This is a genomic window from Streptomyces sp. ISL-1, from assembly GCF_018614585.1.
GTDB lineage: Bacteria > Actinomycetota > Actinomycetes > Streptomycetales > Streptomycetaceae > Streptomyces > Streptomyces maoxianensis.
This window is the reverse complement of record NZ_JAGGOI010000001.1, coordinates 160,344-179,062: the sequence shown is the minus strand read 5'-3', so window position 1 is coordinate 179,062 and position 18,719 is coordinate 160,344. Positions and strand designations below refer to the sequence as shown.

Sequence of the window (18,719 nt, the reverse complement as noted above, 5' to 3'; positions counted from 1 at the left end):
CCACACCACGGGGGTCACCTCACTCCTCGGCCACGCCCACATCGGTGTCACCGCAACCGTCTACGCCCACGTTCGACTCCGCCTCCAGCGAGACGCCATCGACACCCTCAGCACCGCGCTCGGCAGCCTGGAGACCACCGAGACGGCGCGCTCCGACGGCGATGAACCGCCAACCTGCACCGCGCTCGTCCGCTGACGTTGCCGTCAATTACGGCCGTCAGACACCGCACAGGCCCCACCGGAAGGTTCCGGTGGGGCCTGTAGTTCGCTATCGCTTACGACGCCATCACGGGTAGAGAGTCAAGCTCACCCTCCCACTGGGCTCCAAGTCCCCCAGTAAAAGAATTCCAGCTGCCATTCACCGCCACCCTCGGACTCAATCGTTTCCGTCGCATTCTGCAGATGCCAAGACATGTTCACGAACAGGCGCAAATCTCGACCTGAAAGAACATTCGAATTCAGAAGCCCCACGATCAATCGGCGCGGTTTCTCTTGAAATTCGGCAGACAGCAAGTCGAAGAACCCATCCCAGCCGCCACGAAAGTAGCTCGGGAAGTCAAGTTCCCGCCCAACTGCCAGCGAGGCGTCACGCTCCGATTGGAAGCGTGAGGCATCGATGCATCGGACCTCGATTCCCTGACCCTCTACGCGACGCGTGACCTCATCTCGGCCAACCTCCGGAAGCAGATAGGGCGGGGCAGACAGCTCTGGGATGACACTAGAGATGGGTCGCCACTGCACGTTTCCTCAACCTTTCGCCAACCCCTCATCGAAGTCGGATGAAATTGTCGTAGTGATTGGAGGTGTAATACACCTCACCCTTCCCCCCGAATACGAGACGCTCCGCCCCTCGATTTCCCGTCCCTCTACCGGAAGGCCAAACATCGCTCTCCGTGTAGTAGCCGAGCGGTCTATCTGGGAGCTGCCCATTGCCGTTTCCGTACTCTCCGGCAGGTCGACCTCTCCTGCCGCCCTGATGCGTCATGGCAGGCGGTCGCCCGTTCATGTCGTAGAAGTCAACGACCTCTTGGATTCGGCTCTGGGTTGCGGCCTTGCTCTGGCCGAAAATCCCATCCTTGAGCGGGGCACCGAAGCGGCAGTTGCTGTTGTGAACCAGTACCGGCGTCTCCCCCGCCAGCACATAGTACGTGTGCAGGTCGTCCACAGTGAGGTTGTAGGTGCGGGCGTGCCGAGTGAAGGGCTTGTTTGCCGTCACGACGACCGTGTCACCGTCGTCGGTGAGCAAGCTCATGCCCGGCTCAAGGCCCGCCGCGTCGATCCACCGCTTTTCTGAAGGTGACCAGAAAGGGTGCTCATGTGTTGCGGCGAGGGTCTCGACTCCGTCGTCAGTGGCAATGGATAGGTCGTTGAAGTGTTTGTCGTCCTGAGTGCGAATCAGGCGGGTTATTTCCCTAGGACCCGTTTCTCCTGTTTCTGGGTCGGTCGCCAACACCTTGTCGCCGAGTTCGACGTCCTCAATATCCTTGGTGGTTCCATCGGCCATAAGGACATCCGTGCCTGCAAGGAAGCACTGACAGGATGACTTGGGCTTCGGCCCTGCTCCCTTCCTCGCACCGGAGTATTCCTGCGCGCTGATGAGGAACAGGCCGGCCATCATTTCGCCGATGTTGTCGCCGTCACGGCAGCCGAGGCCCGTTACTTCCTTACAGGCCCAGCTACGGACCTTGCCAGGCGTCGGGTCCAGGCTCTCGGCGCCGTAGCAGTCGTGGATGTCGTAGTGACAGAGACTGCGAAGTTTATTGATGTACGCCCAGGATATTTCGGTTGAGAAGTCCCAGTCAGCCGGAATGTACACATCCTTGATTAGATGGATCTGCCCATCACCATTCCGGTCAAAGCCGACCTCGCCCTCCGTCTTTGACTCCCCCAGGATGTTCTCTTCGACCCATTGCTTTTGCTCTTCGCAGTGGTTGGTGCACCCGCTGCCAACGTCAGCGTTCATGAGGCCGGTGGGGTCGGAGAAGGTGGTCGGGTTGTTGTTGGCGTAGGCGTATCCGTTGAGCGACTGGTGCTGGTCTAGGGCCAGAAGTGGGTCGACACTGATGAACTGGCCGATGCCTGGGTCGTATTCGCGGGCACCGATGTGAGTGAGACCAGTGGTGGTGTCGGCCGGCTTGCCGAGGAACGCCTTGTCGTCAGGCCACGCCGTGGGGTTCGTGCCGCGAGGGGAGCCGAACGGCGTCGCGTAGCGCTTCGTAACCGCCAGAGTGGTCGCGTCGATCGCCACGCTGGAGGTGCCGTGGTGGTCACCGGCAAGCAGGTTGAGCTTGGTGCCGGTGATCCCCACCGTTGCCGTGCGGACCGCGATGGTCTGGCCTGCCGCCGCGTAGTAGCGGGTGCCGGAGAGCGTCTTGGTCGTGCCCTTGGTGGTGAGGCGGACCTCGTTGCCGCCGAGGTACAGGACCGTGTCACCGTCGCCGGTGGTGTTGCGCCGGATCAGGAGTTCGCCACTGGCGTCGTACAGATAACTCCTGCCCGTAGCGGGCTTGGTTTGAGCGGCGGGTTCGGCCGTGCCGACGAGCTTTCCTTCGGTGTTCCAGGTCAGGGTCTGCTGAGCCTGGGTACCGGGACGGCTGGTCGTGTTGCCCGCCTTGTCGTACGCGTAGCTGTTGGTCTTGGCGCCTACGACTGTCTTGGCCAACGGGTGAGGCTGGTTGTCGGCAGTGCCGTACGTGTAAGCAGCCGTGGTGTCACCCGACGTCGTGTGCTGGGTCTCGGACTGGCGCTGGCCTGCAGCGTTGTAGGTGTAGCTGGACCAGTACGGCGCCGCGCCGCCCAGGTTCGCCGTCGTGCGACCGCTTGCCGCACAGTCAGCCGTCTTCGGAGTCCATGCCTCGGTGAGGCGACGGTGGCCGTCGTAGGCGAAGCACTGGGAGTCCAACTTGCCGGTGCCGCCGAGGTCCGTCTTGTCGAAGATCGAGGTGACGTTCCCTGCATCGTCCTGACTGAAGTAGAGGTCCTGCAGCCGGTAGGCACGCTGGGGATCGTTGACCCAGGAGTGCGTGAGCCGACCCGTGCCGTCCTCGTACTCGTAGTCGAGGTTGATCACCTTCGAGATGTCGGTGCCGATCGCGAGCCGGTAGGTCTCGCCAAGTGGAGAGAAGGAAGCGCCCACTTGGTACCCACTGGTACCCGTCATCGTGCGCTGAAGGCCGACACCCCTGAAGTCATAGCCGTACGCGACCGACTCACTGGCGAGTCCCGCGACGGCGGGGTGGAGAGTGTGCTTGGGCGTGCCGTCGACGTAATAGCTGCCCGAGAAGGACAAAGTCTGGGGAACGCCGGCGTCGACCAGCGGCTCCTTGGTTCTGTCCGGGAGAGTTAGCTGACTGCCGGTAGCCTTGTACATCGCGTCATAGGCCGTGACCTTGCTCGTGTACGCCTTGCCGGTGGTACCAGCGCCGTCCACGTAGCGAACGGCGGTGTCCTGCTGGCCCTTGGCGAGGGTGTCGAAGGTCCAGGCCGCCAACTTCGTGGAGTCGGTCTTCGTACCGTCCCACAGGCCGGTCTTGCGGCCGAGGACGTCGTACTCGGAAACCAGGGACTTGTTGCGGGCGTCGATTGAGCTGACGGGCTGGTCGAGTTCGTCGTACGAAGTGGTGCTGGTGCCCTTGTCCGGATCGGCGGTGCTGGTCTGTCGGCCGAACAGGTCATACCCGTATGTCCACTTGGCCTGGTCGGGTCCAGTGACGGACTTCTGCTGACCGGCCGATGTGTACGTGTACGACGTTTTGGTGTAGTCGGTTCCGGTCGGCTCCGGCCCACCGTACTCCCGGCGTTCCGTGGTGTGGCCCAAGGCGTTGGTGACCTCGGCGGTGGCCTGGCCTCCGGACGGGGCACTGGTGGTCACCGTGTCGCCGGCGTAGGTGGTGTTGATGGTCCAGCGGTCGGTGTTTCGAACCTTGGTAACCGCCGTGACTGCACGAGCCGCACCGTCGTAGGTGGTGGTGGTCTGCAGGGGCGGCTGCCCACCGTCAATCTCGACCAGAGTCCCCGAAGGAATGGTGTCGTGGTCCCAGATATTAGCCTGGGAAATGGTCGCCAGGCCCCGCTCGTCGTAGACGGTCTGGGCGACCGTCATACCGCCCGAGGGAGAGGCCGTCTGAACCTGCCGGAGGCGAAGCAAAGGGTCGTAGATCTCGTACGTGGTGTTGTAGCCCGAGCCGTCGCCCTTGAGGGTGTCCGTGGACACCCAGGGCAAAGCCGAGTTGGTGAGGCTGTACCTGTAGACGTAATTGGCCAGGTTTTCGTCCGCCCGGAGGCTGTTGGGCAGCCAGACCTCGGTGACTCGGCCGAGAGCGTCGTATTTGGACTCGGTGACCCTGCCGTTGGGGTCGGTGACCTTCTTGGCCGCCCCAGTGCCGAAATCGAAGAGCGTGGTCATGGTGTGGCCCTTGGCGTTGGCGGCCGTGGAGGACGTCAGCGGCCCGGTGCCCGCCGGCGTGTACGTGCTGGCTGTGATGGCGGTGCCGTTGGCGTCCTTCACTGTCAGCGGGCGGCCGAGAGCGTCGTACGTGATCGTGCTCGTCTTCTGCCAGCTGGGCTGGTCATCGAGCCCGTAGCCCTTGGCACGGCCCGTCCATCGGGCCTCGCCCACCTGCGGTTCCTGCGATGCCGACCACGTGGTGGAGTCGAAAGCAGTAGCGGTGTCGGAGATGACATCGCCGGGGCTGGTGGAGTCGATGGGCAGGTCCAGCATCGTGTCGGCAAGGCACGGTCCTGCCGTGGTGCGAGTGCGAGAGACCAAGGAGTTGATGCCGACGGAGTTGTTGCGCGCGTACCAGGTGAGGGTGCACTTTTCGTCATTGGGCAGGCCGTCGTCGCCCTTGTCCTCGACTTGGTAGGCCATGCCGTAGGCGTCGTACAGCGTCTCCGTCGTGCGGACGCGGTCCCTCGGGGTGCCGGCGCTGGTGATGTTGGTACGGGAGTGCGTTGCCCCCGTGCGGACGAAGTGAGCCTCGGTGTCAGCGTAGGACTTGTGCTGTGTCGCTGTCCGCTTGGACCAAGGGTCGTTGACGGTTCCGGAGACTTCCTGAGAGCCGTTGTAAGTGACCGATTCACGGGTGAGACCGGCGTATTGCTCGGTGTCGGTGAGTGCTGGCGCCTTGATACCGGTGACCGTGGCCGACTTGCGCTGATCCGGGTCGGGGGTCTTGCCGTCGCTGCCCACTACGCGGTCGCCGTTCATGCCCCGCATGTAGACGGTGACGGTCTTGGACTGGGTCCTGTCAGGCAGGCCTGTGAGGTGGGTGACCTTTTCGAAGCCTCGCCAGATCGACCAGGTGCGCTCCTTGGCCGCAGTCATCGGGTCTTCGTTGTAGTGCCAGGCACCGCCACCCGCGTATGTGTAGGTGTGCTGGACGGCTTCCGAGCCGCTGTTCGGAGCCGTGGTGCGGACTGCCTCGACCGGATACTTGTGGAACCAGTCCAGCGTCGGTTCGCTGGCACCGTTGGGAGACCAGTAGACGGGGTAGCAGCGGCGAGTGTTCGTGTCGACCTTGGGCTTCGCCTGACCTGCCAGGCAATCAGCCTGCAGGTAGTTGACGATGGTCTGGGCTCCGGCCTCGGACGTGATCGTGTACAGACGTGGCTTGTTAAGGGGCAGGATGTTGTCGCTCGCGCCGTCGACGCGGTTGGGCCGGTACTCGTGGCCGAAGGTCACAGGCGGCAGAGTGATGGCGGTGCCACGCTGCCCGGTGTGGCGGATCTCGGAGAGCCACAGGGACTGGTCGGTCGAGTCACCGGTGTCGCCGGGGTCGATGTAGGTCTGCTTCAACTGCCAGGAGTCCACCGGAGCGTACGCCGGGCTTGCAGCGGCAGCATTCCATGCCTGGGTGGTGATGCCGGTCATGCGCTTGCGGGTGTAGAAGCTGGGGCCGACATTGCCGGTGCACTTCAGGTCGGCCTTGCACTCCGCGTCGAAGGGCACGTCGGGCCAGTTGTCCCGGGTGTCCTCGGTCAGCGAGTCACAGCCTGTACCGGACGCCACGCAACGCTCGGCGTAGTCGAAGAGCACACGATTGGACCCGGCCGGCGACGCGAACAAGGTGTCCTTGCGCTGGCCGTAGCGGATCTCCTTGAGGATGCCGCCGCGTACGTACTCCGTGCCCGTGGTGTCGTCGCCAAGCATGTCGTAGTGGTTGGGCTCAGCCGCATACCAATGGGACGAGGCATTGCCGTGCGTGTCCTCGACGTAGTCGAGGTTCCACCGCCAGGCCTGCTTTTCAGCGCGGCCGGCGAAGCTGCCGCTCTGTGAGTAGCCGGGTTCACCCGAGTCGTCACCGAATACTGGGACGGTCCACACCGACTGGGTGGCCTCGGTGGTGGAACCCGGGAGCTTGTTCAGACCGAAGTGGTACTTGGTGCCGTCGCCGGTGATGACGGTCCAGTACTCCTTGTTGTCATCGCCATTGTCGGCTCCGTTTGCGTCGGAGTGGTGGATCACGGTGGAGGCATCGTCGTTCCTGAGCCGCCACTGGCTGCTGGTGTCGTCCTTGACCAGCTCGGTGGCCTTGCCGTTCAAAACCAGTGACGCGTTCTCGTACTTCCAGCACAGGTCGAACTTGTCGGTCTGACCGTCGTCGTCACACGAACCGTACTTGCGCTCGACGTACGACGAGGTGATGTCGAAGCCCTCACCGATTGCCGTGCCCTGGTTGTTCGTGGACGCGGTGCGACCATCGACGCTGCCGGAGTCGTACGAGATCTTCAGGTCAGGCTTCGGGCCTGCCGCGGCCGGGGGCGTGCGCAACGGATACGACCACGTGAAGGTGCCCGACGAGCCGCCGGCCTCCCACGTCGAGGAAGCCGCGAGCGGGGTGGCCTTGTAGTCACCGGAGCCGGACTTGGTACCTGCCGCAAGGGCCAGCACCATCGCCTGACCGCCGGCCGTCGACGGGCTGAAGGTAACCTGCGTGAGCAGGCGCTGATCGGAGCGCTCGTTGGTGAAGTTCAAGGGAGTGCGCGTACGGCACTTGGGCTGGTCAGGCGTGGTCAAAGCGCAAGCGGGCAGTTGGAGCACTTGCAGGCGCCCGGCCCAGTCACCGCCATAAGCCGAGGCAAACTTGCCGTAGCCGATGCCGAGTTGCGCGCTGCCGCCGCTGACCGGTCCCGTGGCGTTGAGTACTACGCCCTTCACGCCGAGACCGGCCGCCGCCTTCTGGTCCAGGACACGTACCTTCACTGAGCGGGCTTCGGCGGGCTGGGACTTAGCCCCCTTGGGCGTGGCCGGCCGGCCGAGCGTGAGGGGCAGCGCGCCAGGAGCCGCAGTGGCTGTTCCCTTTGCGGGCAGCGTCAGTTCGGCAGTGGCGGCTGAGGGCCAGCTGACCTCTCTGCCACGGTCGGTCCCGGCTCGCTTGGTGTCCTGGCGGCGCGCCTCGGCGGCACGTCGCAACGAGGCCACGGCCTGCTTGTCGGGCTTCGGAGAAACCGGCCGGACATTGTCCTTGCGATGCGAGGGCGGCTTGGAAGTACCAAGGGGCTGCGCGTCGGCGACATAAGAGATGGGCGTCAACAGACCTGGCACCAGGATGAATCCGGTAAGTGTCGCGACGCGCTGCATCCAGCGCTTACTGCCTGGTCTCGCACGACCTGCGCGCCGAGGCGTCCCCTGCTGGTTCATTTCCGCTCCCATTGGCCGCGGTCTCGGCCGCGGCTCACCGCCCCGCATCCAACGGGGGTCGCCATCTGTGAAAGTTCTCGAATCCGCCGGTACTGCCCGGCGGGCCGGCCGAGCGTGATCCACGCACCGCTCGGCCATGAAGCCTCGCTACGTGCCCGCACCGATCGCGGACGCGACCCCGTCCGCGGTCAGAGCACCACTCCAGATACGCAATTGATCAAGGCTGCCGGGGAAGTAGTGGCCAGTCGTCCCAGTCCTCGCACCCCTGCCCGCAGCGAGTTCACCCGCCCCCTGCGCCCACGCGGTCAGACCCGCGCTGGGATTTGCATTTTGTGCGGTGGCACCGGTGTAGAGCCGAAGTTTGCCCGGCGGGCCGTTCGGGTCGGCTGGGTCGGTCTGAGCGGCGTCAAAAACAGCCGTAACGTCTACTGGAACGTCGAAACCGTCGGACGATAGGCCTGTGTCCGCCTTCGCCTCCGCCCTCGCCGTCACTGTGCCCGAGCCGTCCACCGCAGTGCGCTCGAAACGCCACAGGTAGGAAACGGGTCCTTCCTCGTCCGGCTGGACTTTGGTCAGCCACAGTGCCCATGACGACTCACCGGCGTTCTTCTGGCCCGCCACCATTCCGCGATAACCGACCGGCTTGGCCTCCCATATGGCGCGGTCGACGCGAACGCGTGCGGAGACACTGAAGGAGCCGGTCTCGTCTACGACCGGACCGGTCGTGGACGCGTATCCCTTGTCCCCGTCCAGGAGCAACGTCGTGCCCTCAGCCTCGCTCGTGCTGAGTTGTGCTCCTTCGGCCGACAGCTTCAGACCGGATCGGTCATAGAGGCTGAGGTCCTCGATCTCGCTCCCGGTGGCCAACTCGGCATTCCAGTCAGCGACGAGAGCTGCCGTCGGCACGCCAGCCTGCTTCAACTCCGACTCCTCCCGGATTTGGTTCGGGAGAAGCGCGCGTTGCCACACCGCAACCTCGTCCAGCTGGCCGCGGAAGTACTGCTGGAAGGTGCCAGTGGCTTTAGTCCGACCAAACTGCAGACCCGTGGTGGACGCCCAGGGTTCGTACGTTGCCGCTTGTTCTGAGAGTCGCACGGCGCTGCCTTGCGGACGGCCATTCACGTACAGCTGGATGGTGTCATCCGTCTTGTCTCCGTTGTTCTTTGTGTCGAACACGCCGGCCAGGTGCGTCCACACGCCTACTGGCGGACTCGCGGCGTCACTGTACGAGGCCACGTCCAGCGCGTCGGCCTTGTCTTGAGCTCCCCTGTTGAACACCCATTTCTTGTACCCGGCGGCGTAGTAGAGAGTGAACGCCGTGTCCTGGTCACCTGGGGCGGACAACACGACGCGGTTAGCCGTCGCATCGGTCAGATATGCCCACGCCGACACGGTGAACGATTCCCTGGTGTCGAGTACGACAGCGGACCCCGTGGAGGCGTACGCCTGCTGCTTGGCCGGATCCGTGCTGGCCAGCCCCAGCGAGTAGTCGTCCTGGCCTCTCCTGGAAAGACTGGACCACGCGGCACCGCCTGCCAGCGCCGCTGAGTTGCGTGCTCCAACGGTCCCGCTGTCATACGCCAACTGGTCGCCGTGCTCCTCCGGGGACTCGTCGAAACGCCAGCGTCCAACCTCGGCCTCGGCCGGCCTCACCTTGAAGGAGAACGATGCAGTGTCGCCCCATCGGTCACGCACGTCCTTTGCCTGCACGAACAATCGATCTTCCCCGGCGATCGTTGGGGTGAACGGGACCGTGCCCGCCTCGGCAGCGCTCACTGGCTCGACGTTTGGCTGCGTAAGGGACCAGTAGCGGTAGCCCGTGACATCGGTGTCGGCCGCATTCGGCTTGAACTGGAACGTGCCAGGCTCGCCCGGACCGCCGTCGCCCACGCAGCTGGTGCAACCCATGTAGGGACCGACGGGAATTACTTGCGGTGCCTTGGGCGCCAAAAAATCGGTCTTGAAGTAGCACCATGGCGTGTAGGCCGAAGCCATGCTCGAAGTCGTGCCTTCATGCGTCCAGTACGACTGAGTGCGCATCCTGACCCGATACAGGATGCTGTCCGCCCGGTACGTCGTCCTCACCGATTCCAGTGTCCCGTCTGGGTCGAAGCCAGTGCTGGGTGAGGTGGCATCCCAGGTGTGGATCCAGTTCTTCGTCACCGGGTCCTGCCGCTCAGCGTCGAAATAGACCCGCAGAGATCCCTTGAACGCGGTGGACGTGGGCTGCACCAGCGCCTGGGCCCCGGCTTCGATCATGGGATCTGAACGTGTCACGGTCAGCGGGTCGTTGTCCGGGTTGCAGTGCCGGGAGGCTCCGTAGCCGGGAATCACCCCGTACGGGGTCGGCAGGCCCGGCTTGGGCACATAGTTGATCTGCAGCTCGGCATTGTCGTCGAACCGCTTCCAGGCGTCCGGATTGTTCTCGTCCTGCGCCCGTAGCATCAGCGTCAGCCGTGAGAACTTGCCGTCGGCAAACGACCGCACCGTAGATGTCAGGTTCTCGTCGCTCTCCGACGGATTGTCGCTGAACTCGACCCAGCTGTCCGGCTGTTCGGGGGTGCAGTTGGTGCCTCGTCCCGCCGACACGTTGACATCGCCCATCTTGTCCAGATGCGCGGGCCCCGGCCAACTGCTGCCTTCAGAGATGTTGTTCGTGCGCCACAGGTCCACCTGATGCGCACTGCAGGAGAACGACCAGGTCTCGTACGCCCGGAAGTCCGCGTCCACCACGTACTTGCCGGCCAGATTGGTCGGGGCAAACTCGAAGTACATCCGGTTCGTGTGGTCCTTGTCGCAGTACCACGGCCCCACGCGGTAACAGCGGCCCACGCCCTCATCGCCGTCGAAGTCCCAGAACCGGTCCCCGTCCGACGAGAGCACCGTGCGCTCCTGCAGTGCTGCGCCCATCGGCGGGTCGATGAAGACCGGGTAGACCGTCTCCTCGCCCCGCAGCAGCTCCAGATCCGGCTTCACCGCAACTGCGGTGCCGTCCACCTGTACGGGCAGCTCCGCCGTGGAGTCGCCCGCGCCCGGACGGTTCGGGTCCTCCGTCGGCTCCGGCTCGTCCGCCTCGGCCGCAGCCGTCGAACGCATCAACTGCGGCTGCGCGCCAGCGTCGCCTGCCGAGTCCCACATCACCCCGGCCGGTCCCGTGAATGCCGCGTTGCCGTCCCCGTCGATCGCGCGCAAGCCGCCGCCCGCGCCCGCCGCAATCGACAGACCATCACCCTTGGCCGTCAGCTTGATCTGCTCCAGCGCCGGATTCGCAGCAGCCTCCGCCGACTTGACCACCAGCACCTCGCGGTAGCCCTCGGCCGTCGCGGTCAGCTTGAGGTCGACGCCTTCGAAGACCTCCGGGTACGTGGCTGTGGCCCCCGACAGCTGCGGCTCCGGCAAGGATCCCGGCCAGTCCAGCGACATCGAGCCCCTCTTGCTGCCGAGGCTGATCATGGGGTCGGCGCTGCCGCCCCCGGAAAAGGAGAGGTCGACCGCCGCGGACTTCGGGCCGACCATGCCATCCGCGCGGCGCTCCAGCGTGACGTCGATGCCGCGCCACGAGCCGTCCTTGGTCCGGGCTCGCTGGGGCCGGGTCGACTGCGTCAGTGTGAACGTGCCGTCCGGGTTCGCCATCGTGGTCGAGTACTCGGTGCGCTCTTCGACCACCTCGACAGGCTCACCGGACTCCGCTGCCAGCGCAGACGAGGAACTCTGATCCACCGATCCCACGGCAGTCGGCACCTGCGCGGGCGCTGCCGCGAACGCGGGCGCCGACGTTGAGCCCATCAATAGCCCGCAGGCCAACGTCACGATCACCGAGCGTCTGCCGCCCAGAGCACGCCAAGACATAGCTCTCCCCACCCCAGGGCCTCCCCAGGCCCATCACAAAAGTGCTGATCAAGTGAGGATCAGCCGGCGCAGCTTAGGCACATCTACGTGTCCACGACAATCAAAATCAGTCGCTGACTTCAGGTCACGTAAGAACCTGACCCCACCCCAGACTTGCGGAAACCGGCAAGAAGTCGAGCAAGAGCCACATGGGAGAGCTCCCCATAAGGCTCCGGCGCACGTAACGCTTTGGTTGCCTCATCAGCGCCGACCATTGACGCCCACCCGACCTGCGCCTTACTTTCCTCTCACCGAATAGGAAACTTTCCTAACAGTCCACCTCGGGGACATTCGGCAGCAGAAGGGCAGGTGCACCCGCCGTGGCCATTACGACACCCGGTACTCCGGGGACCACACCCGGTACCCCCCGCGTCCTGCGCGCCATGAACGATCGCGCCGCGCTCGATCTGCTGCTGGCGCACGGGCCCCTGTCGCGCACCAAGATAGGGAAGCTGACCGGGCTCTCCAAGCCCACCGCCTCCCAGCTGCTCGCACGGCTCGAGGCCGCCGGCCTCGTCGTCGCCACCGGTACCACCGAGGGGCGGCCCGGGCCCAATGCCCAGCTGTACGCCGTGAATTCGCGGGCCGCCTTCGCCGCCGGGCTGGATGTGACCCCGCAGCGCATCCGCGCCGCCGTCGCCGACATCACCGGCGCCACCGTCGGCGAGTTCGAGCTGAAGACCCCCGGGCGGCGCGCCGCGAGTGTCGTACGGCAGGTCACCGAGGCGCTCGACGGGGCGGTGAAGGCCGCCGGGGTCACCCGCTCCGACGTGCACCGTCTGGTCATCGGCACGCCCGGCGCGTTCGATCCGTCCACCGGGCGGCTGCGGTACGCGTCGCATCTCCCCGGCTGGCACTCCCCCACCCTGCTCGACGAGCTGGCCGCCGTGCTGCCGATGCCCGTCGAGTACGAGAACGACGTCAACCTGGCAGCGGTCGCCGAACAGCGCGTCGGCGCCGCGCACGGACATGAGAATTTCGTGCTGCTGTGGAACGAGGAAGGCCTCGGCGCCGCCGTCGTCATCGGCGGCCGACTGCACCGGGGCTTCACCGGCGGCGCCGGCGAGGTCGGCTTTCTGCCGGTGCCCGGCACTCCCCTCGTACGCCGGGTGACCAAGGCGAACAGCGGCGGCTTCCAGGAACTGGCCGGCGCCCAGGCGTTGCCCCGGCTGGCGCGCGAACTCGGGATCGAGGGCGTCGGGCACGGCCCGCACGCCGACGTCGCCACCGCGCTGGTCTCCCGGGCGGCGGGCGCCGAGTCCGGTCCGTACCGCGAGCTGCTCGACGCGTACGCCACGGGGCTCGCCACCGGTCTCGCCTCCATGGTCGCCGTGCTCGACCCCGAGCTCGTCGTCCTGTCCGGCGATGTGATCACCGCCGGCGGGGAGCCGCTGCTCGAACGTGTGCAGGCGGAGCTCACCGAACTCGCGGCTTCGAGGCCGCGCCTTGTGCTCGGTTCCGTACGCGAACACCCGGTCCTGCGCGGGGCGTTGGAGAGCGCCCTGGCCACCACGCGGGACGAGATCTTCGACACCTCCCGCTGAGAGACCCCGCCGACAGTCCTGCCGACAGTCCCGCCGAAGACCGCTGAGAGAACCGCGAAAACCCCTGCCACCTCGACCCGTCACAGGGAGACCCGCCATGTCCACACGCACCAGGACCACGGCCGCCGCGCTCGCCGCGACCGCCGCGATATCCCTCCTCGCCTCGGCCTGTACGGGGTCGAACGACACCGCCGCGAACGACGACCCCAAGGCCGGGACCACCATCACCTTCTGGCACGGCTGGAGCGCCCCCAGCGAGGTCAAGGCGATCCAGGACAACGTCGCGCGCTTCGAGAAGGAGCACGCGAACGTCAAGGTCAAGGTCGTCGGCAATATGACCGACGACAAGACCAACCAGGCGCTGCGGGCGGGCGGTTCGAACGCCCCGGACGTCGTCGCGTCGTTCACGACCGACAGCGTCGGGAAGTTCTGCGCCTCCGGTGCGTTCGTGGACCTGAAGCCGTTCCTGGAGAAGTCGAAGATCGACCCGGCCAAGGTCTTCCACAAGCCACTGCTGGACTACACCCAGTTCGACGGCAACCAGTGCTCGCTGCCGCTCCTCAATGACGCGTACGGCCTCTACTACAACAAGGACGCGTTCGAGGAGGCCGGGATCACCGCCCCGCCGAAGACCTGGAGCGAGTTCGAGAAGGTCGCCGAGAAGCTGACCAAACCCCAGGGCGACAGCTACTCGCAGCTCGGCTTCATGCCGAACTACCACGGCTACGAGACCACTCCGATGCACTACGTCTCGCAGTGGGGCCCGACCTACTTCGACGCCGAGGGCAAGTCCAACATCGTCAAGGACCCGGCGTTCTCGGAGATGCTGACCTTCCAGAAGGGCCTGGTCGAGAAGCTGGGCGGCTTCACCAAGCTGGAGAAGTACCGCAGCACCTTCGGCGACGAGTGGGGCGCCAAGCACCCCTTCCACACCGGCCAGGTCGCCATGCAGCTCGACGGCGAGTGGCGGCTCGGCATGGCCAAGGACGCGAAGGTGAAGTTCGAGATCGGCACGGCGCCGCTGCCCGTCGCCGACGACCAGGCCGCCGACTACGGCAAGGGCTATCTCTCCGGCACGATCATGGGCATCGCCTCCACCAGCAAGAAGCAGAACGCCGCGTGGGAGCTGGTGAAGTACATGACCACGGACACCGACGCGGTGGTGGCCTTCGCCAATGGCATCCACAACGTGCCCTCCACGATCGAGGCGCTCCAGTCGCCGCAGCTGAAGATCGACCCGGAGTTCAAGACCTTTATCGACATCGCGCAGCACTCGAAGTCCAGCACCACCCCGGCCAACGTGGACGGCGGCGCGTACCAGGTCACCTTCCAGGACTTCGGCTACCAGTACGAGGCGGGGAAGGTGAGCGACCTCAAGGCCGGTCTGGAGAAGACCGCGCGGCAGATCGACACGGACATCGCGAAGGCGAAGTAGCACCGTGACGACGGACACTGTGGCCTCGAAGCGCCTGCGGTCCGGCCTTGTGGCGAGGCGCAGAAAACAAGCGCTGCGCAACGCGGCCTTCATGTCGCCCTGGCTGATCGGCTTCAGCGTCTTCTTCGCCTACCCGCTGATCTCCACCGTCTACTTCTCCTTCATGAAGTACGACGGCTTCCGGCCGCCCGTCTTCAACGGCCTGGACAACTGGACGTACGTCTTCAGTGAGTACCGGATGTTCTGGCCCGCTCTGCAGAACACCCTGTGGCTGGTACTGGTGATGGTCACCTGCCGGGTCGTCTTCGGCCTCGGTGTCGGAATGCTGATCACCAGGATCAGGACGGGCGCCGGCGTCTTCCGCACCCTGTTCTATCTGCCGTATCTGGCCCCGCCGGTCGCGGCGACGCTCGCCTTCGTCTTCCTGCTCAACCCCGGTACGGGACCGGTCAATTCGATCCTCGAATCGATCGGACTGCCCACCCCCGGCTGGTTCACCGACCCCGCCTGGTCCAAGCCGGCGCTCACCTCGCTCGCCCTGTGGGGCATCGGCGACCTGATGGTGATCTTCATGGCGGCGCTGCTGGATGTGCCGAAGGAGCAGTACGAGGCGGCGGAGCTGGACGGCGCGTCCGCGTGGCAGCGCTTCCGTTTCGTCACCCTGCCGAACATCTCGCCGATCGTGATGTTCGCCGTCGTCACCGGCGTGATCCAGACGATGCAGTACTACACACAGCCGCTGGTCGCCGGAAAGGTCGCCTCCGGAGTCATCGGCGGCAGCGGGCAGCAGTTCGAGCCCGGCTACCCCGAGAAGTCCACGCTGACGCTGCCGCAGCTGATCTACAACCTCGGCTTCCAGCGCTTCGACTACGGCTCCGCCGCTGTCATCGCGCTCGTTCTGTTCGTGCTCTCCATGGTCTTCACCGCGTTCTTGATGCGACGGCGCGGCGGACTGATGCAGGCAGGTGAGTGACCGCCATGACCCAAGTACTGGACAGGCCCGGCCGGCCCGGAAAGCCCCTCGCCCCGGCGCCGACCGCTTCCCGGGCCGCACGCACGGCGCGCCGCAGGGCGCTGCTGCACTGGATCGCCGTGCACTCGCTGGGCATCGCGGCCGCGCTCTTCTTTGTGCTGCCGTTCGTCTTCGTCGTCCTCACCTCACTGATGAGCGACCAGCAGGCACTCACCCGCGATCTTGTCCCCAGGACCTGGGAGTGGGACAACTACGCCCGGGTCCTGGACACACCCGGCTTCCTGACCTGGTGGAAGAACACCCTTCTGTACGCGGGTCTCGGCACCGTTCTGACCGTCGCGTCCTCCATCCCGGTGGCCTACGCGCTCGCCAAGTTCCGCTTCCGCGGCCGCAATCTGTCGATGATGCTCGTCATCTCGACGATGATGCTGCCGCCCCAGGTGATCATCATTCCGATGTATCTGTTCTGGGCGAAGCAGCTGGACCTGGCCGGCACGCTCTGGCCGCTGATCATCCCGATGGCGTTCGGCGACGCGTTCTCGATCTTCCTGCTGCGGCAGTTCCTGCTCACCATTCCCAACGAGTACCTGGACGCGGCGAAGGTCGACGGCTGCGGTGAACTGCGCACGCTGATCAAAGTGGTGCTGCCGATGGCCAAGCCGGGTATCGCCGCCGTCGCGCTCTTCCAGTTCTTCTACGCCTGGAACGACTACTTCGGCCCGCAGATCTACGCATCGGAGAACCCGGCGGCGTGGACTCTGAGCTACGGCCTGGAGTCGTTCAAAGGCGCTCACCACACGGACTGGAACATGACCATGGCCGCGACCGTCCTGGTCATGGCCCCCGTGATCCTCGTCTTCTTCTTCGCCCAGAAGGCATTCGTCGAGGGCGTCACACTGACCGGAGTGAAGGGCTGATGCACATATGAAGCTCGCAGTCGTGGGTGGCGGATCCACCTACACCCCCGAGTTGATCGACGGCTTCGCCCGGCTGAGGGACACCCTCCCGATCAGTGAACTGGTGCTCATCGACCCCGCGGCAGACCGCCTCGAGCTGGTCGGCGGCCTGGCGCGGCGGATCTTCGCCAAGCAGGGTCACGACGGGAAGATCGTCACCACCTCGGATCTGGACGCGGGCGTCGCGGACGCCGACGCGGTGCTGCTGCAGCTGCGCGTGGGCGGGCAGGCGGCCCGGAACCAGGACGAGACGTGGCCGCTGGAGTGTGGATGCGTCGGGCAGGAGACGACGGGCGCGGGTGGGCTGGCCAAGGCGCTGCGGACCGTCCCGGTCGTTCTCGACATCGCCGAGCGGGTGCGGCGTACCAGCCCTGACGCCTGGATCATCGACTTCACCAACCCGGTGGGCATCGTCACCCGGGCGCTGCTGCAGGCCGGGCACAAGGCCGTCGGGCTGTGCAATGTCGCCATCGGCTTCCAGCGCAAGTTCGCGAAGCTCCTCGAAGTGGCCCCGTCCGACGTCCACTTGAACCATGTGGGCCTCAACCACCTGACGTGGGAGACGGGTGTGCGGCTCGGCGGCCCGGACGGTACCGATCTGCTGCCGAAGCTGCTGGCCGAGCACGGCGACGCGATCGCGGACGAGCTGCGGCTCCCGCGCCAGGTGCTGGACCGGCTGGGTGTCGTCCCCTCGTACTACCTGCGGTACTTCTACGCGCACGACGAGGTCGTACGGGAGCTGAGGACCAAGCCGTCGCGGGCCGCCGAGGTCGCGGCGATGGAGAAGCAGCTGCTCGCGATGTACGGGGACCCTGCGCTGGACAGCAAGCCGGAGCTGCTCGCCAAGCGCGGCGGCGCCTTCTACTCGGAGGCGGCAGTGGACCTCGCGGCCTCGCTGCTGGGCGGCGGCGGCAGCTCGGTGCAGGTGGTGAACACGTACAACAACGGCACGCTGTCCTTCCTGCCGGACGACGCGGTGATCGAGGTGCAGGCGCGCGTCGACGGCGGCGGCACCACGCCGCTGCCTGTGCCCGAACTCGACCCGCTGTACGCGGGGTTGATCGCCCATGTGACGGCGTACGAGGACCTGGCGCTGGAGGCGGCCCTGCGCGGCGGCCGCGACCGCGTCTTCAAGGCGCTGCTGTCGCATCCGCTGATCGGCCAGTACGAGTACGCCGAAGCGCTCGCCGACAAGCTGATCGCGCACAACCGGGAGCACCTCGCGTGGGCATGACCGCACGTGGCGTCCTGGCCATCGACGCCGGCAACAGCAAAACCGACGTCGCGGTGGTGGCGGCCGACGGGACTGTCCTCGGCAAGGCCCGTGGCGGGGGGTTCCAGCCGCCGTTGGTCGGCATCGAGGCGGCTGTCGACGCCCTGGGCCGTACGGTCGCGGCCGCCGCGTCCGCGGCCGGTGTCACCACGGCCGGTGGCACCGCGCTCTGCGAACCGTTCGTCGCTCATGTCTCGGCCTGTCTCGCCAATGCCGATCTGCCGGTCGAGGAACGGGAGTTGGCGGCGGCGGTGCAGGCGTGCGGCTGGGGGCTCACGACCGAGGTGCGCAACGACACGTTCGCCATCCTGCGGGCGGGCGTGGATGAGCCACGGGGGGTCGCGGTGGTGTGCGGCGCGGGCATCAACTGCGTCGGCATGCTGCCGGACGGCCGTACAGCGCGCTTCCCTGCGATCGGCCGGATCTCCGGCGACTGGGGCGGTGGCTCGGGGCTGGCGGAAGAGGCGCTGTGGTTCGCGGCGCGGGCGGAGGACGGACGCGGCGAGCCGACTGCCCTGGCCCGTGCGCTGCCCGCGCACTTCGGCCTGGACTCCATGTACGCCCTGATCGAGGCACTGCACCTGGGGCGGATCCCCTCGGCGCGCAAGCACGAGTTGACGCCGGTCCTCTTTGCCACCTCCGCGGAGGGCGACGCGGTGGCCCGCTCGGTGGTGCACCGGCTGGCCGAGGAGGTCGTAGCCCTGGCCACGGTGGCGCTGACGCGGCTGGATCTGCTCGACGAGGAGGCGCCCGTGCTGCTGGGCGGCAGCGTGCTCGCGGCCAGGCACCCGGAGCTGGACGAGCAGATCGGCAAGCTGCTCGCGGCCAAGGCGCCCAACGCGGTGATCGAGGTGGTGACGGCACCGCCGGTGCTCGGCGCGGCCCTGCTGGGCATGGACCGGATCGGGGCTTCGCAGGAGGCACGCGCCAGGCTGCGCTCGAACTACGCGTAGCCACCTGTATCTCCGGTCACCGGAGGGGGTGACCTCACGCCCGTCCGGTGACCGG

General features: G+C 66.1%; 10 protein-coding genes. 7 read left to right on the top strand and 3 right to left on the bottom strand.

The window, feature by feature from the left end; translation table 11 throughout:
- Nucleotides 1–196, top strand: a 196-nt coding sequence (locus J7E87_RS00720; RefSeq protein ID WP_215088952.1) for a hypothetical protein, incomplete at its 5' end; no start/stop codon positions are given.
- Between the two features lie 110 nt (nt 197–306).
- On the opposite strand, the gene J7E87_RS00715 is transcribed toward J7E87_RS00720, so the two are convergent.
- The 3 genes from J7E87_RS00715 to J7E87_RS00705 form a co-directional block, all read right to left on the bottom strand.
- Nucleotides 307–741: a barstar family protein gene (locus J7E87_RS00715; RefSeq protein WP_215088934.1), complete on the bottom strand. Its 435-nt coding sequence runs from the start codon at nt 739–741 to the stop codon at nt 307–309.
- A 25-nt stretch (nt 742–766) separates the two neighbouring features.
- A complete protein-coding gene (locus tag J7E87_RS00710; RefSeq protein WP_215088933.1) occupies nt 767–7,642 on the bottom strand; it encodes a polymorphic toxin-type HINT domain-containing protein in 6,876 nt (2,291 codons plus the stop codon).
- Between the two features lie 147 nt (nt 7,643–7,789).
- Entirely contained in the window at nt 7,790–11,095 is a 3,306-nt protein-coding gene (locus tag J7E87_RS00705; RefSeq protein WP_251016767.1) for a LamG domain-containing protein, read from the bottom strand.
- Nucleotides 11,096–11,913: 818 nt separating this feature from the next.
- Here J7E87_RS00705 and J7E87_RS00700 point away from each other — a divergent pair.
- From J7E87_RS00700 to J7E87_RS00675, 6 genes are all read left to right on the top strand, one after another.
- Complete coding sequence (locus J7E87_RS00700) at nt 11,914–13,074, top strand: ROK family transcriptional regulator (protein WP_215088932.1); 1,161 nt, start codon at nt 11,914–11,916, stop codon at nt 13,072–13,074.
- A 97-nt stretch (nt 13,075–13,171) separates the two neighbouring features.
- Nucleotides 13,172–14,509 (top strand): ABC transporter substrate-binding protein, encoded by a 1,338-nt coding sequence (locus tag J7E87_RS00695; RefSeq protein WP_215088931.1) that lies wholly within the window; start codon nt 13,172–13,174, stop codon nt 14,507–14,509.
- A 91-nt stretch (nt 14,510–14,600) separates the two neighbouring features.
- On the top strand, nt 14,601–15,482 hold the full coding sequence (locus J7E87_RS00690; protein ID WP_215088950.1) for a carbohydrate ABC transporter permease: 882 nt from the start codon (nt 14,601–14,603) through the stop codon (nt 15,480–15,482).
- 5 nt (nt 15,483–15,487) lie between these two features.
- Nucleotides 15,488–16,399, top strand: a complete 912-nt coding sequence (locus J7E87_RS00685; RefSeq protein ID WP_215088930.1) for a carbohydrate ABC transporter permease — start codon at nt 15,488–15,490, stop codon at nt 16,397–16,399.
- Between the two features lie 7 nt (nt 16,400–16,406).
- On the top strand, nt 16,407–17,672 hold the full coding sequence (locus J7E87_RS00680) for a 6-phospho-beta-glucosidase (RefSeq protein WP_215088929.1): 1,266 nt from the start codon (nt 16,407–16,409) through the stop codon (nt 17,670–17,672).
- The gene (locus J7E87_RS00675) at nt 17,669–18,664 is read left to right on the top strand and encodes an N-acetylglucosamine kinase (protein ID WP_215088928.1); all 996 of its coding nucleotides are present in this window, start codon (nt 17,669–17,671) and stop codon (nt 18,662–18,664) included. Before J7E87_RS00680 ends, J7E87_RS00675 begins: the two co-directional genes overlap by 4 nt.
- Nucleotides 18,665–18,719 lie beyond the last annotated feature (55 nt).